This window comes from Rhodococcus sp. 05-2255-3B1 (assembly GCF_002258545.1).
In the GTDB taxonomy this organism is placed as follows: Bacteria; Actinomycetota; Actinomycetes; order Mycobacteriales; family Mycobacteriaceae; genus Rhodococcoides.
In genome coordinates, this window is the sequence record NZ_NOZC01000005.1 from 1 (window position 1) to 14,529 (window position 14,529).

Consider the following 14,529-nt stretch of genomic DNA (forward strand, 5'->3'; position numbering starts at 1 on the left):
GGCGAGGGCGTCGAGTTCGACGAACGAGCCCTCGTCGAGCAGGGCGGTGATCCGCTCACGGGCGGTCAGCTTGCCTTTGGCGTGGACCTTGTCCACCGCCGCCTCACCGGACGGAATCTCCGCAACCGCGAGACGTTTACGAAGATCGGCCAATTTACCCGCAGTGGTATGGATATCGGGTTCGGTTGTGGTCATGCAGATGTCCCCTACGTTGTGTGGAATGGCAAACGGAGATCGTCAGTTCGTGGCGAGCGAGCGCGCGATCACCAGACGCTGAATCTGGTTGGTGCCCTCGAAGATCTGAGTGATCTTGGCGTCGCGCATGTATCGCTCGACGCGGAAGTCGCGGGTGTACCCGTAGCCACCGAACACCTGTACCGCGTCGGTGGTCACCTTCATGGCCGCATCGGTAGCGATCAACTTGGCCACGGAAGCGTTGCGCGAGTAGGGAAGTCCGGCGTCACGCCGACGCGCAGCATCGAGGTAGGTGGCGCGGGCCGAGTCCACTGCCGCTGCCATGTCCGCCAACACGAAACCGAGGCCCTGATGGTCGATGATCTTCTTGCCGAACGCCGTACGTTCCTGGGCGTACTTCACCGCGTCGTCGAGCGCCGCCTGCGCGATTCCCACGGCTACAGCGGCAATTCCGAGCCTGCCTGCATCGAGGGCACTGAAGGCGATCTGCAGTCCCTGCCCCTCCGCGCCGATTCGCCACTCGGTGGGTACGTGGACGTTGTCGTAGTGCGCGGCGGTCGTCGGAATCGCATGCAGTCCCATCTTCTCCTCGGGCTTGCCGAAGCTCAGGCCGTCGGTTCCGTCCGGAACGAGGAAGCACGAGATACCTTTCGACCCTTCGCCGGTACGAGCGAACAGGTTGTAGAAGTCGGCCACTCCGCCGTGTGTGATCCACGCCTTCGAACCGTTCACGGTGTAGCCACCCTCGGTCGGGGTGGCCTTGCAGCTCAGTGCGGCAGCGTCCGAGCCGGCCTGTGCTTCGGACAGTGAGTAGGCGCCGATCTGCGCCCCACCGAGCATGTCGGGGAGTTTGTCGGCCTTCTGCTGTTCGGTACCGAACGCCATCACGGGATAGCAAGCCAGACCGTGCACGCTCACTGCGACTGCAACCGCCGCCCAGCGCGACGCCAGTTCTTCGAGGACCTGGAGGTACACCTCGTACGGTTGGCCACCACCTCCCCATTCCTCCGCGTACGGCAGGCTCAACAGGCCTGCCTCGCCGAGGGTGGCGAACACTCCCTCCGGGTAGGTCTCACGCCGTTCGTGGTCGTCGACGATCGGGTCGAGGACCTTGTCTGCCACGTCCCGGGTCAGGGCGATCAGATCACGCGCTTCGGACGTGGGCAACAGACGGTCGACGGGCACGTGAAAACCTCCGGGGCTATCGAATCAGTACTGCCGGACGATCCGCAGTACTGATGCACAGTACTGCACAAGCCGATGCAGTACCATCCCTGATGTGAACGCACCCGTGACCTCGCATGCCACGGCACGCCGTTCCGAACTCTTCGACCAGCTCGTGAGCTTGTTTCTGGCAGAGGGCTTCGCACACCTGACCCTCGACACCATCGCGGCCCGGCTTCGGTGCTCCAAGTCCACGCTGTACACCCTGGCGTCGAGCAAGGATCAGCTGGTCGGCGGCGCAACGGTGCACTATTTCAAGTCCATGACCACGCATGTGGAGAACGCGGTCGCCGAGGTGGACGGCACCCGCAATCGCATCACCACCTATCTCACCGCGGTGGGGGCAGCTCTCGAGTCCGCGTCCGAACAGTTCATGACCGACCTGGCGTCACTGGAGGCGGCCCGCTCGGTATACGAACGAAACACCGCCATCGCCGCGCGCCGCGTCCAGGAGTTGATCAGCGAGGGCGTGGCCAGCGGCGAAGTGCGCGACGTGCACGCGGCCTTCGTCGGGGACGTGGCCTCCTCGGTCATGGTTCGCATTCAGACTCGCGAGGTGTTTCGACTGACCGGACTGAGCGACGGCGACGCTTACCTCGAACTGGCGAAATTGCTGACGGCGGGCATCGGCGCGTAGCCGCGGAGCAGGGAATGAATCGACCTCGGTATGCGCTGACACCCAACGAATACAGTTGATCCTTCAACGAAAGAGCGCGTGATGAAGAAGATCGGATTTCTGTCCTTCGGACACTGGTCGGCGTCCCCACAGTCGCAGACGCGGTCCGCGTCGGACGTACTGCTGCAGTCCATCGACCTCGCGGTCGCCGCCGAAGAACTGGGTGCCGACGGCGCGTACTACCGCGTCCATCACTTCGCCAACCAGCTCGCGTCACCGTTCCCACTCCTCGCCGCCGTCGGTGCCAAGACGAGCACCATCGAGATCGGAACCGGTGTCATCGACATGCGATACGAGAATCCGTTCTACATGGCCGAGGACTCGGGTTCCGCCGATCTCATCTCGGGCGGGCGGCTGCAGCTCGGAGTCAGCCGAGGATCGCCCGAACAGGTCGTCGAGGGCTACCGCTACTTCGGCTACACACCGGCCGAGGGCTCCGATCACGCCGACATGGCCCGTGAACACACCCGCATCTACCTCGATCTTCTCGAAGGCAAGGGTTTCGCACAGCCCAATCCGCGGCCGATGTTTCCCAATCCGCCCGGACTCCTGCGCCTCGAACCACACTCCCCCGGTTTGCGGCAGCGCATCTGGTGGGGTGCAGGCACCCGCGACACCGCCGAGTGGACCGCGCGACAGGGCATGAACCTGATGAGCTCGACGCTATTGAGCGAAGACACCGGAGTGCCGTTCCATCGATTGCAGGCCGAGCAGATCGAACGATTCCACAAGACGTGGAGCGACGCCGGACACGACTTCGCGCCGCGAACTTCGGTGAGTCGCAGCATTTTTCCGATCGTGAACGATCTCGATCGCGCCTACTTCGGCCGAGAGGGCAGCGGCGACGATCAGGTCGGCTACATCGACGGCGGCAAGGCCCGATTCGGCAAGACGTACGCAGGCGAGCCCGATCGACTGATCGAAGAGCTCGCCGCGGACGAAGCTATCGCAGCCGCCGATACGCTGCTGCTCACCGTCCCCAACCAGTTGGGCGTCGACTACTGCGCCCACGTCCTCGACACTGTGTTGCGCGACGTCGCTCCCGCGTTGGGGTGGCGCTGACCACTCGCAGAGTGGGAGGGGATTGGTATCGGCGGATACGGGTACTGGCAGCTCGTTCACCCGCCCTCGCCTGCCAGGAGTTCCCATGCTCAAACGCGACGTATCCGCGCGCCTCGATGTAGACATCACCGCAGCCACCACGCTCGAATTCCAGATCGCAATCGCGCCGCATCCGGGCACGACGGTCACCGAATCACTGTCCTTCGTTCTCGACGGCAACCCCATCGAGGCGAAGGAAGTGAGCGGGCCGCACGGCAACCGAATTCACGTCATGCCCGCCGACGTTGGCAACCTGCAGGTCTCGTACGACGCCACCATCTTGGGCAACACCACCCCGGCACCGGTCACCGACTACGACATGTCGCTCTACCTCCGACCGAGCCGGTACGCCGAGGCCGACAAGTTCTACGGTTTCGCCGCAACCGAATTCGGCGACTACGCGGACTCCGAGGAACTGCTGGCCAAGATCTCCGCGTGGGTCGGCGCTCGCCTGAGTTACGTTCCGGGGAGCAGTGATCCGATCGACGGTGCTGTCGACACACTGCTCGCCGGACAGGGCGTCTGCCGGGACTACTCGCACCTCGTGGTGGCCATGCTGCGGGCGGTCAACGTTCCGGCCCGCCTGGTGGCGGTGTACGCACCCGGCTGCGACCCGATGGACTTCCACGCCGTCGCCGAAGCCTTCGTGGGCGGCCAGTGGCGCGTCGTGGATGCCACCTGCCTCGCCCCGCGCTCGACGCTGGTGCGCATCTCGGTCGGTCGCGACGCCGCCGACACCGCATTCCTGGACAACCACAAGGGTGCCATCACGCTGAACAGTTCCGTGGTCACGGCAGTGGTCGACGGCGAGCTCCCCGAGGACGACATCACCGAACTGGTCTCCCTCACCTGATCTCCGTCCGGACGCCCCCCACTGTGATCTGTATCACACCGGCGTTTGCTTTCGGTGACGAAAACCGACTAAGTATCCGTTACCAACAATCACAGCCACCCGGAAGGACTCTCATGAGCTTCATCGACAAGGCCAAGAACGCCGCGGAAGACGCCATCGGCAAGGCGAAGGAAGTTGTCGGCGACGCCACCGACAACAAGGACCTCGAGGCCGAGGGCAAGAAGGATCAGGGTTCGGCAGGCGTGAAGAAGGTCGGCGAGAACATCAAGGACACCTTCAAGTAACACCGCAATCGCATCGAGTGCCGCCGATCTCGATGATCGGCGGCACTCGCCTTTCACCCCTTCCACCTCACAGAACGGATTCCTCATGACCACATCCACCGGCAACACCGAGACCACCAAGCGTCGCGGCGGATTCGCCTCGAAGTTCGCCCTCCTCGTCACGCTCGTCCTGGTCGCAGCACTGGTGATCTTCGTGCTGCAGAACACCGTGCACACCACCATCAACTTCCTGGGCTGGAACTTCGATCTCGGCCAGGGCGTCTCCTTGCTCGGTGCCGCTGTCGTCGGAGCCGTCATCACGTTGACCGCCACCGCTGCGCTCAAGGTTCGACGCGCAGTCCGATGATCCCCCTGCTCGCGCGCAAGTACCTGTACCGCTACCTCATCGTTGCGATCGGGCTTCCCGTCCTCGCTCGGTTGTTGGCCTTCGCCGGCCAGAGCCTCGAAAAGCGAACGGGCAAGGACAATGTCGTGTCCAGAGGCCTGAAGTCGGCCGGTCGATTCGCACAACGGCGGGCCGACAAGTCGCAGGGCAAGAAGGATCGTGAGTCTCTTCGCGCACACCGCTGAGCCGGTCGACCAATGCGTCGGCCGGCTGTACCGGCCCACCCGGCGACGATCAGTGTCCCGCCGGGTCGGTCAGCGACTTGCCTTCCCGAGCCTTGACACGTTTGCGCTCCAGTAGAACCAGTGCAATTCCGGCCGCGAGAAGAACCGGCGCGGCGATCGCACCGATCCACACCCATCCGGAGAACCCGTAGCCTGCGGCGGTAAGGGTGAGACCCAGGCTCACCAATGCAATTCCGATGAAGATGTATCCGGGCCAGTTTCGCGTGTCGACGATCGCCTCACCCGCGTGGCCGCGGGTCGTCCGATCGTCGTCGCGTGCGCCGGCGTCGGAATCGCTCGTGTTCTGGTGCGCCATGTGAACCTCTCGAGATGAATGAGTGACGGCCACTGACCGCAGACCGGTCCTGAGGAGCGTTCACCGCCTTCACAGCGCGGTTCCCGTAAAGCGCCGTCGACAAACATCGGGCCGATGGTTCAGTCGTGCCAACTCACTGCGGCGAACGGGGCGTGGCTCGTCAGCCGTCCGACGATGCCTGCGTGTGCGAAGTTCTTGGCGGTGGCGACCGCGTCGAGCACGTCCACGCCTTTCGCGAGCTCGGCCGTGATGGCCGCGGCGAACACGCATCCGGCACCCGATACCCGCTCCTCGCCCACCTTGGGGGCGCGCAGCACGGTCAGTTCGGAACCGTCCCAGACGACGTCTACGGCCTCGTCGCCGGGCAACCCCGCACCCCCCTTGACCACCACGTACCGCGGTCCGAGTTCGGCAATTCGCTTGGCCGCCTCGCCCAGATCGTCGACGGTGGTGATGGCGTCCATTCCGGACAATGTCTGTGCCTCGAACAGATTGGGGGTGATCACGGTGGCCAGCGGAAGAATGTCGCGCCGAAGCGCATTGTCGGTGTCGAGCGCCGCGCCCGGCTCCTGACCCTTGCAGATCAACACCGGATCGACCACCACGTGCCGCCACGGCTGCAGACGCAGTGAGCTCGCCACGGTCTCGACGGTAGCGGGTGTGCCGAGCATGCCGATCTTGACGACATTGAGATCGTGTGCGGCAGTGGCGACTTCGATCTGATCGGCGATGACCGAGCTGTCGATGGGAACGAAGCGGTGGCCCCAGTCGGACTTCGGATCGAACGAGACGATGCACGTGATTGTGCCGACTCCGTAGACCCCGAGCCGCTCGAATGTCTTGAGGTCTGCCTGCAGACCGGCTCCACCGGTGGCTTCCGAACCTGCGATCACGTACGCGATTGTCGACATGAGCTCAGTATGACAAGTGCCTTTCGACCCGAAATCAGGTGGTCGCGCACCTGGTGGGGCGAACGTCAGCTCGGCAGATCGGGCTCGGTCGGGTGTTCACGGCTGATCAGCTGCGCCGCCAACATCGATACCGGCACGTTCATTTCCTGTGACAGCGCACCGAGCATGTCGAACGCGCGGATGGCGTCGACGTCGAAGCGCTCCATGATGATCCCCTTGGCCTGACCGATTCGATCTCGCGAGGCCAGAGCGCTGCGGTGGGACATGACTTCTCCTCGATCTGCCGCACCGATTGAACCGGCCCGTTTCGGGGCATACGGCAGTGTCGGATCGTTCTACCGTGCGATCGCAGCACCCAGAGTGCCCCACTTCCAGTCCCGGAGTGTCGGCGAGCGCGGATCACGTGCTCACACAAAACGACGAGAGATTCCGGAGGCCGAATCGTGCCCACGAGCAGAGAAACCACAGCCAGCTGTGAGGACGTCTGGAGAGTCCTCGCGGACGGTTGGACGTACGCAACCTGGGTGGTCGGTGCATCCCGAATTCGCGCCGTCGACAACACCTGGCCCGCACCGGGTTCCACGATTCACCATTCCGTCGGCACCTGGCCCGCGGTGCTGAGCGACGTGACTCGTTCGGTGGGAATTCACGCCGAACGAGAGATACGACTCGAAGCGCGCGCCCTGCCGTTCGGCAAAGCGTCGATCACGGTGCGGCTACACCCGATTGCCACCGGTTGCCGCATCGAGATCATCGAGCACGCGATCACTGCGCCGTTCGCCCTGGTGCCGAATCGGATACAGCATCTGTTGGCGCATCCACGCAACGCCGAGGCGCTCCGTCGGCTCGCCCTGCTCGCAGAGCGGTCCACAGCTCCGTGAGCAAGTCCCCACTGCGACAGGCAGTCTCGGGGAAAATGCTGTTCGTCTTCATTCTCGGCGATGTGCTCGGTGCCGGAATCTACGCTCTCGTCGGCGAGATAGCGGGCGAGGTCGGCGGAGCGATCTGGCTGCCCATGCTCGTCGCCCTGCTGATGGCACTGCTGACCGCTGCGTCGTACGCAGAACTCGTCACCAAGTACCCACGAGCAGGCGGCGCAGCCGTGTTCGCGCAGCGGGCGTACAAAAAACCGCTCGTGTCGTTTCTGGTGGGATTCTCGATGCTCGCCGCAGGTGTCACCAGCGCCGCCGGCCTGGCGCTTGCCTTCTCGGGCGACTACCTGGGCGTGTTCCTCGACGTGCCAGCCGTCCCCGCCGCAGTGGTCTTCCTGCTTCTGGTCGGGCTGCTCAACGCTCGCGGGATCACCGAATCGTTGCGGGCGAACCTCGCTATGACGGTCGTCGAGGTATCGGGTCTGGTGCTGATCGTCGCCCTCGCCGGTCTCGTGCTGAGCCGGGGTAACGGCACGCCGTCCAGGGTCCTCGAATTCACCGACGCGACGACTCCGACGCTCGCGGTGCTCGGCGCGGCTCTGCTCGCGTTCTATTCGTTCGTCGGATTCGAGACGTCGGCGAACATCGCCGAAGAAGTCGAGGACGTGCGCCGGGTCTACCCACGGGCTCTTCTCGGTGCTGTCACCGTCGCCGGGGTGGTGTACGTGCTCGTCGGTCTCGCAGTGTCCACCGTCGTGCCCGCCGACACCCTGGCGCAATCGACCGGTCCGCTGCTCGAGGTCGTCGCAGCTGCCGATGCGGGCATTCCGCCGTGGGTCTTCGGCCTCGTCGCACTGGTCGCCGTGGCCAACGGCGCACTGCTGACCATGATCATGGCCTCGCGACTGACCTTCGGCATGGCTCGTGACGGTCTGCTTCCCGGCGCATTGGCCAAGGTTCTGCCGGGCCGCAGAACTCCGTGGGCAGCGATCGTGGCCACCACCGTCGTCGCGATGGTGTTGTGCAGCACCGGTTCCGTCGCTGCGCTTGCGGAGACGGTCGTGCTGCTCCTGCTGTTCGTCTTCATCAGCACCAACGTGGCGGTACTGGTGCTTCGCAGCGATCGGGCCGACTCCGGTCATTTCCGGACGCCGACCGCACTCCCCGTGCTGGCACTGATCACGTGCGCAGTTCTACTGACCCAGCAGTCCGCGGCAACGTGGCTGCGCGCCGGATTGCTCCTCGCCGTGGGAGTAGCGCTGTACTTCGTCGGTAACCTGCTGACCAACAAGACCGATACCGACCGGAGGAGTGCAGTCTCATGACCACCACCGAGGTCGACGCGATCGTGATCGGCAGTGGCCACAACGGCTTGGTTGCGGCGGCAGCGATGGCCGACGCCGGCTGGGACGTCGTGGTCCTCGAGGCTGCCGAACATCCCGGCGGCGCTGTGCGCAGCGCCGAGCTCGTTCCCGGTTTCACCAGTGACCTCTTCAGCGCCTTCTATCCGCTGGCGCTCGCCTCGCCTGCCATGACTGCACTCGACTTGGAAAGCCACGGGCTGCAGTGGTCGCACTCCCCCGCGGTGTACGGCCATGCGCGGTCACCGCAGGACACCGACGCTCCGGTCGTTCACCACGACGTCGAGACCACCGCTGCGCGTCTGTCGGAACACGACGCGCGAGACGGCCGAACCTGGCTGCGGCTCTTCGAGCAGTGGGAGCGCATTCGCGAGCCCTTCATGAATTCGCTGTTCGGACCGTTTCCACCCGTCGTCCCAGCGGCTCGACTCGTCCACACCTTGGGGGTGCCCGAGACACTGCGCTTCGCGCGATTCGCGGCCCTTCCCGCCCGGGTGATGGCTCACGAGCTCTTTCACAGCGAGGCTGCTCGCTGCCTGCTGCTGGGCAACGCCATGCACGGTGACGTCCCGACCGATGCCCCGGTGAGCGGCATGATGGGCTGGCTGCTCACGATGCTGGCTCAGGACGTCGGGTTTCCGGCCCCTGTGGGCGGATCGTCTGCGCTGACGACCGCGTTGATTCGTCGTGGTGCCGCGTCGGGTGCGGCGCTCGAGTGCGGTCAGGCGGTCGAGCACATCGAGGTACGCGGCGGCCGCGCTCGCGGGGTGCACACCGCTTCCGGAGACACGTTTCGAGCGCGTCGGGCGATCGTGGCCGACGTGTCCGCACCGGCTCTGTACGGTTCACTGCTTCCGTTCGACGCCGTGCCGCGCCGAGTGCACGACGACTTGCGCACCTTCGAGTGGGACACCCCGGTGGTCAAGGTGAACTACGCACTCGATCGTCGAATACCCTGGAACTCACCGTCTTTGGCCGACGCCGGCACCGTCCATCTCGGTGCGGACGACAACGGCCTCGTGCACTGGGCGGCAGATCTCACCACCGGAGTTCTTCCCCAGAGCCCGTTCATGCTGTTCGGCCAGATGACCACTGCCGATCGGAGCAGGTCACCGGAGGGCACGGAAAGCGCTTGGGCCTACACACATCTGCCGAGGGGCGTCGTCGACGACGCGGCCGCCGACACCGTGGCGGATCGGGTCGACGAAGTCCTCGACGCCCATGCACCGGGATTTGCCGATTCGGTCGTCGGGCGGGTCGTCCAACGACCGAGCGATCTGTACGGTGCCGATGCCAATCTGCACGGTGGTGCGGTGAACGGCGGAACCGCGCAGCTGCAGCAGCAGTTGATATTTCGACCGACGCCGGGGCTGGGGCGGGCGGAAACGCCGGTGGAAGGACTGTTTCTCGGGTCGGCATCGGCGCACCCCGGTGGAGGAGTGCACGGAGCCGCCGGCCTCAACGCTGCCCGGGCAGCGCTGGGCCAGCGAGGTGTACACGGCTGGATGAAGAAGAAAATCACCGGTTCGCTCATCGACGTGTTGACCCGGTGACGGCGTTATCGAAACGAGATCTTTCGTTACTCGTTCGAGATGTGCGGCGGAGTCTCCTGCAATCAGGCACTGGCATGGTTGAAAGCACAACAACTCAGCGTTGTGCACCGCGCGGGCAGACCGACCGGGACGAACGCTTCGGGGAAGAGGTAAAGATATGTTGACCAGCACTGCAACGATGGAACGCTCCATTCGCGACGACGAGGGCGTGTTTCGGGTCGAGACCGTAGTTCGACCGGACGGACACAACATTCTGCGAGCGTCGGGCGAACTCGACATGTCGACCAGAGCCGAGTTCGTGCACAGCCTGGACCGCCTGGCCGCCGCCTCCGATCGGGTCTGTGTCGATCTGTCGGCGGTGTCGTTCATGTACTCCGGCGTTGCCAACGCAATCATCGATGCCACCTACGTGCATCCGGGCAAGATCGCCGTGCTCGCGCCTGCACGATCGGTGCGTATGGTCCTGGAGGTACTGGGCGCAGGCGACCTGTTCGTCGACGCGTTTCGGTCGTGAGTTCGACTCGACAACAGGTAACGTCGAACCCATGCCAGACGAGCCGACCGGAGCAGCCTTCGAGATCGTGGCAGCGGACCACGACGCGACGACCGTGCTCACCGTTCGAGGCGAACTCGATCTCGACACCATACCGGAGCTGTCGGCTGCTGCGTTCCCGGCGGCAGACACAGCCCGGGCCGGACTCGTGGTGGATCTGACGGATGTGAGCTTCCTGTCGTCGAGCGCCATCACCGTACTGGTGCGAGTCTGCGATCGACTGCCCGATGCCTCGCTCATGGCGCTCGTGGCAGTCGATGGTGTCGTGGTTCGGCCCGTGCAGCTCAGCGGAATCGATCGGGTGATGGCCACTTTCACGACCGTTCCCGACGCGGTGGCTCACGTGCGGTCGGCAGCTCTCGACTCGGAAGTCGACCGATGACCGGCCGGTACCGGTTCGGACAGCGACGATGACCGAGAGCAGTCCCGGACCCACTCCACAGCGTTGGAGCCACACCGCACCGGCCGAATCGGCCGTGGCGACCGCGCTTCGACGTCGGCTGCATAACTGGATTCTCGACCTGGGAGTGAGCAACTCATTGGTGGACGACATCGTCCTCGGGGTCTACGAAGCGCTCGCGAACGTGGTCGAGCATGCCTACCACGCAGTGCCCGAGCCCGGAACGATGACGGTCACCGCCGCATACGAACATCGAACCCTGACTGTCACGATTTCCGACACCGGAACGTGGCGGCCACCGACGCCGACGACCAATCGCAGCCATGGGTTGCAACTCGCTGCCGCAGTGTCGGACGACCTCCTCGTCGATCACCGGCCGGGGTTCGGGACCATCGTGACTGCGGTGTGGACCGATCCGGTCTCGGCAAGCCGCTCCAGTTCTGCCACCCGCTCGTCATGAACGAAGGGAGTGCCCATGTCTGCCACCGCTGCTGAATTGCTCGACAGTGCACCGTGCGGGGTGTTCTCCGTCGATGTGGCCACGGCACGGATCCTCTACGCCAATGCTGCCGCCGCCCGCATCACCGCACGCAGTCGTGACGCTCTCGTGGGAACTTCGGTCACCGACCTGTTCACGATCGAGTTCGAGCCCGTACTGACGGCGCTGATCGACGTCGCGTCGAATTCACGGGCCGACTCCCCGATCGGAGCCTCCGCGAAGCTGACCGTCGCACCCGACAGGAGCGATGCAATCGCCGTGTCGATACTCGCCAACGCCCTGCGCACGCCCACAGGTCCCATGACTGTGACGATGACGCTGCACAACGAGACCGAGCGGAACGTCCGCGAAAGAGATCTGATCGACGCCCGCGACAACGCCGAGGCGGCGCAGGACAGCGCCGAGGCCGCTCTGGACAGATCACAGGATGCACTGGGCGCCTCGGAGGAAGCGCGCAAGCAGGCCGAGGCAGAGAGAACGCAAGTGCAGATTCTGGCGTCAACCCTGCAACGCACCCTGCTCCCCCCGATCCTGTCCGCTCCGGCGGGTATGAATGTGGCGGCTCACTATCACCCCGCATCCATCGACGAGGTCGGTGGCGATTTCTACGATGTGTTCCCCCTCGACAATCGGACATGGGGATTCTTTCTCGGTGACGTCAGCGGGAAGGGTGCCGGAGCCGCCGCCGTCACCTCGCTGACCCGATACACCCTGCGCGCCGCGGCGGTGTTCGACCGCGACCCGATCTCGGTACTCGAGAACCTCAACACCGTTCTGCACCACGAGTTCCACGGCGACGACCCACGTTTCTGCACAGTGGTTTTCGGCACCATCACTCCGGGCCCGGACGGTGCGGTGGTCGACCTCGCCAGCGGAGGACATCCGCCGGCACTGCGTATCGGTCACGACGCCGTCGTGGACTTCGTCGACACCACCGGTGGTCAGTTGGTCGGAGCATTGGCCGAGCCGCACTTCGCGTCGGCATCGGTGACACTGCGACCCGGCGACGTCATGGCCTTCTACACCGATGGGTTGACCGAGGCGATCGTCGGACCGGGGCGAACACGCTTCGACGACGACGGTGGCCTCGAATCTTTTGCTGCCGAAAGAGGTCCGACGACTGCACCGAAGATCGTCGACGATCTCACGTCACTTCTGGCTTCCTTCGGAGACGGTCTGCAGGACGACGTAGCACTGCTCGCCTTCGAGGTACCCCGGGTCGACGCCGACGCGTAGCTGTTCAGGCCCGCAGGCTCGCTCAACGTGCGCGTATTCCCGACAGGAACACCCGCAGGACGTAGTCGGAGACTTGTTCCGGACCTTCCTCGGACCGTGAGACGGATCTGATCACCACGTTGTTGGCGAGTATCGTCGCAAGTTCGCTTGCCGACGCCTCGGTACCGAAGTCGCCTCGACGCTGGCCACGTTCGAGGATCGGGGTGAGCGCCGAGGGCAGCGGGAGTTGCTCCCGAATGGTGGTGACAGTGCTCGGCTCGTGAAACTGCTCGAAGCTCAGTGCCAGCAGCATCCCCGAGCTCATAGAGCGGTTGCGCGCCACGAACTCCGCAAGCCGACCGACCGAACGTTCCAGAGCCGCAATGGGTTCCACCTCCAGTCGGGCGTCCGCACGACCCAGCCGGAGGACGCGCTCGAACTCGGGCGTCAGTGCGGCAACGATGATGTCGACCTTGCTCGGGAACAGGCGCTTGAGATCGGCAACGGTGAGCGAGGAAGCAGTGGCGATGTCGGCGAGGGTGACCGAGAAGTATCCGTGTGCCGCGAACAACCTCTCGGTCGCCGCGATGACGTCGGATTCGATGTCGGCCCTCGAATGATCGAAACCGTCGAGAGAAGCGGGCACGTCCGCGGGTCCCGCTGTGCGTTCACGACGATCCGAGTGAACTGGGTCCACCGCCCATTCCAGCAGCGATTCGACAGCCGTGGACGCACGAGACGTGGGCACCGTTCCCGGGCTGAGGGTCTCACGGAAAGCAAGACCGTCGAGCAGGGCGACGAGGACATTGGACAGTCCGGTCACCGTCAGCGGCGTTCTCACCGAACCCCCGATTGCACGGAGCTTGTGCCGGACGGCATCCTCGACTGCGGCGTCCATGGCATCGAATTCGGGTGCCAACGACGATCTCGCTCCGGCGTGGTCGGAGGCGATCATCGCGCCGATCATTCTCCTGCGCAGCAGACCGGAGGTCAGTTGCTCGAAGTAGGACGCGAGATCCGACGAGGCATGCTCTGCATCGCCGGGCTTCGTGTACTGCAGAGTCACGTGCGCGAGCAAGTCCTCGACGAACGCTTCCTTGCCACCACGCTCCCCGGCACGGGAGGACCCGGGGTACGCATTGTGGAAAGTCTGGTGCGACAACCCGGCTTCTTCGACGACCGAGGCGATAGACAGCGATCGTGCGAGCACCGACATATCGAGATCGGTCAGCAATCGTGAGCCCGCCCGCAGCAGTTGTTCGCGGGGTGTGGATTTCGGGCTCAACGACGACCGCCTACGGTATTCGATCCGGTGGACAGTGAACTATAACAATGGCCCCGTGAAGACCCGACTTTACAATCCGATAAACCTGGATCGACAGAAGCCTCCAATGCCGTGTTCTGTCTCGAACCCGCTGGTGTTGTTTCATATCCTCCGGCGTGGTCGGATGTCCGAAACACCCAAGTCGGACAGCAGGGGTCGGATGCAATGCGAGTGACGAGTACAGGTCTGTCGACCACGACGATTCAGGTCGCGTCCGGTACCGCGATCCATCCGGCGCAGCGATTCGCGCCGCGCCGCAGTGCATCGACCGTGCGCGCCAGGACCGTCGCAAATCCCGGTACCGAGACTCCCAGGTCACGGCAGGAAGCGACGAGGTTCGCCGATCCCGGACTCACCGCCCGCGAGATCGCGGTCCTGGGTGCGTGGTTGCGCTGCGACTCCAAACAAGAAGTGTGTGCGGTTCTGCACATCGCACTCGGCACGGTGAATACCCACCTGTCTCGAATTCGCGCGAAGTACGCCACCGTCGGTCGTGCGGCACCGACCAAAGCGTCGCTCGTGGCCCGGGCGCTGCAGGACGGCTTGGTCACCCTCGACGATCTGTGATCGTCAGCCCGCGTGC

Annotated in this window: 19 protein-coding genes and 1 pseudogene; 14 read left to right on the top strand and 6 right to left on the bottom strand. The window is 64.5% G+C overall.

Annotated features, from left to right (window positions below; translation table 11 throughout):
• Both CH249_RS03925 and CH249_RS03930 read right to left on the bottom strand, forming a co-directional pair.
• On the bottom strand, window positions 1–195 hold a 195-nt coding region (locus CH249_RS03925; protein ID WP_303396063.1), incomplete at its 3' end, for a carboxyl transferase domain-containing protein.
• 42 nt (window positions 196–237) lie between these two features.
• A complete protein-coding gene (locus CH249_RS03930) occupies window positions 238–1,380 on the bottom strand; it encodes an acyl-CoA dehydrogenase family protein (RefSeq protein WP_045196102.1) in 1,143 nt (380 codons plus the stop codon).
• Window positions 1,381–1,474: 94 nt separating this feature from the next.
• On the opposite strand from CH249_RS03930, the gene CH249_RS03935 reads away from it, so the two are divergent.
• The 6 genes from CH249_RS03935 to CH249_RS03960 all read left to right on the top strand — a co-directional run bounded on the left by CH249_RS03935 (window position 1,475) and on the right by CH249_RS03960 (window position 4,903).
• The gene (locus CH249_RS03935; RefSeq protein WP_256988090.1) at window positions 1,475–2,056 is read left to right on the top strand and encodes a TetR/AcrR family transcriptional regulator; all 582 of its coding nucleotides are present in this window, start codon (window positions 1,475–1,477) and stop codon (window positions 2,054–2,056) included.
• 81 nt (window positions 2,057–2,137) lie between these two features.
• A complete protein-coding gene (locus tag CH249_RS03940; RefSeq protein ID WP_032394268.1) occupies window positions 2,138–3,157 on the top strand; it encodes an LLM class flavin-dependent oxidoreductase in 1,020 nt (339 codons plus the stop codon).
• An 85-nt stretch (window positions 3,158–3,242) separates the two neighbouring features.
• On the top strand, window positions 3,243–4,049 hold the full coding sequence (locus tag CH249_RS03945) for a transglutaminase family protein (RefSeq protein WP_094631563.1): 807 nt from the start codon (window positions 3,243–3,245) through the stop codon (window positions 4,047–4,049).
• A 113-nt stretch (window positions 4,050–4,162) separates the two neighbouring features.
• On the top strand, window positions 4,163–4,333 hold the full coding sequence (locus CH249_RS03950; RefSeq protein WP_008718579.1) for a CsbD family protein: 171 nt from the start codon (window positions 4,163–4,165) through the stop codon (window positions 4,331–4,333).
• A gap of 85 nt (window positions 4,334–4,418) precedes the next feature.
• Complete coding sequence (locus CH249_RS03955; protein WP_032394280.1) at window positions 4,419–4,679, top strand: lipopolysaccharide assembly protein LapA domain-containing protein; 261 nt, start codon at window positions 4,419–4,421, stop codon at window positions 4,677–4,679.
• Entirely contained in the window at window positions 4,676–4,903 is a 228-nt protein-coding gene (locus CH249_RS03960; protein ID WP_032394266.1) for a hypothetical protein, read from the top strand. Before CH249_RS03955 ends, CH249_RS03960 begins: the two co-directional genes overlap by 4 nt.
• A gap of 49 nt (window positions 4,904–4,952) precedes the next feature.
• Here CH249_RS03960 and CH249_RS03965 read toward each other — a convergent pair whose 3' ends face one another.
• The 3 genes and pseudogenes from CH249_RS03965 to CH249_RS03975 form a co-directional block, all read right to left on the bottom strand.
• Window positions 4,953–5,258: a hypothetical protein gene (locus tag CH249_RS03965; protein WP_094645483.1), complete on the bottom strand. Its 306-nt coding sequence runs from the start codon at window positions 5,256–5,258 to the stop codon at window positions 4,953–4,955.
• A 119-nt stretch (window positions 5,259–5,377) separates the two neighbouring features.
• Window positions 5,378–6,169 (bottom strand): bifunctional hydroxymethylpyrimidine kinase/phosphomethylpyrimidine kinase, encoded by a 792-nt coding sequence (thiD, locus tag CH249_RS03970; RefSeq protein WP_094683316.1) that lies wholly within the window; start codon window positions 6,167–6,169, stop codon window positions 5,378–5,380.
• A 65-nt stretch (window positions 6,170–6,234) separates the two neighbouring features.
• Window positions 6,235–6,426: pseudogene (locus CH249_RS03975) on the bottom strand (ANTAR domain-containing protein); the annotation flags it as partial.
• Between the two features lie 186 nt (window positions 6,427–6,612).
• Between CH249_RS03975 and CH249_RS03980 the strand changes: the two are divergent.
• The 7 genes from CH249_RS03980 to CH249_RS04010 all read left to right on the top strand — a co-directional run bounded on the left by CH249_RS03980 (window position 6,613) and on the right by CH249_RS04010 (window position 12,643).
• Window positions 6,613–7,050, top strand: a complete 438-nt coding sequence (locus tag CH249_RS03980) for an SRPBCC family protein (protein ID WP_045196111.1) — start codon at window positions 6,613–6,615, stop codon at window positions 7,048–7,050.
• Complete coding sequence (locus CH249_RS03985; RefSeq protein WP_256988092.1) at window positions 7,047–8,366, top strand: APC family permease; 1,320 nt, start codon at window positions 7,047–7,049, stop codon at window positions 8,364–8,366. Before CH249_RS03980 ends, CH249_RS03985 begins: the two co-directional genes overlap by 4 nt.
• Window positions 8,363–9,955 (top strand): NAD(P)/FAD-dependent oxidoreductase, encoded by a 1,593-nt coding sequence (locus CH249_RS03990; RefSeq protein WP_094683315.1) that lies wholly within the window; start codon window positions 8,363–8,365, stop codon window positions 9,953–9,955. Before CH249_RS03985 ends, CH249_RS03990 begins: the two co-directional genes overlap by 4 nt.
• Before the next feature lie 157 nt (window positions 9,956–10,112).
• Window positions 10,113–10,469, top strand: coding sequence for an STAS domain-containing protein (locus CH249_RS03995; RefSeq protein WP_032394260.1), 357 nt, complete (start codon window positions 10,113–10,115; stop codon window positions 10,467–10,469).
• A gap of 31 nt (window positions 10,470–10,500) precedes the next feature.
• Complete coding sequence (locus tag CH249_RS04000) at window positions 10,501–10,890, top strand: STAS domain-containing protein (RefSeq protein WP_032394259.1); 390 nt, start codon at window positions 10,501–10,503, stop codon at window positions 10,888–10,890.
• A 28-nt stretch (window positions 10,891–10,918) separates the two neighbouring features.
• Window positions 10,919–11,368 carry an ATP-binding protein gene (locus CH249_RS04005; protein ID WP_094683314.1) on the top strand — a complete coding sequence of 150 codons (450 nt, stop codon included), beginning with the start codon at window positions 10,919–10,921 and terminating at the stop codon, window positions 11,366–11,368.
• A 15-nt stretch (window positions 11,369–11,383) separates the two neighbouring features.
• Window positions 11,384–12,643: a PP2C family protein-serine/threonine phosphatase gene (locus tag CH249_RS04010; protein WP_094683313.1), complete on the top strand. Its 1,260-nt coding sequence runs from the start codon at window positions 11,384–11,386 to the stop codon at window positions 12,641–12,643.
• Between the two features lie 22 nt (window positions 12,644–12,665).
• Here the strand turns inward: CH249_RS04010 and CH249_RS04015 are convergent, their stop codons facing one another.
• A complete protein-coding gene (locus CH249_RS04015; protein WP_094683312.1) occupies window positions 12,666–13,907 on the bottom strand; it encodes a TetR/AcrR family transcriptional regulator in 1,242 nt (413 codons plus the stop codon).
• 210 nt (window positions 13,908–14,117) lie between these two features.
• Between CH249_RS04015 and CH249_RS04020 the strand changes: the two genes are divergently transcribed.
• Window positions 14,118–14,513 carry a LuxR C-terminal-related transcriptional regulator gene (locus CH249_RS04020; RefSeq protein ID WP_256980307.1) on the top strand — a complete coding sequence of 132 codons (396 nt, stop codon included), beginning with the start codon at window positions 14,118–14,120 and terminating at the stop codon, window positions 14,511–14,513.
• The last annotated feature ends 16 nt before the right edge of the window (window positions 14,514–14,529 follow it).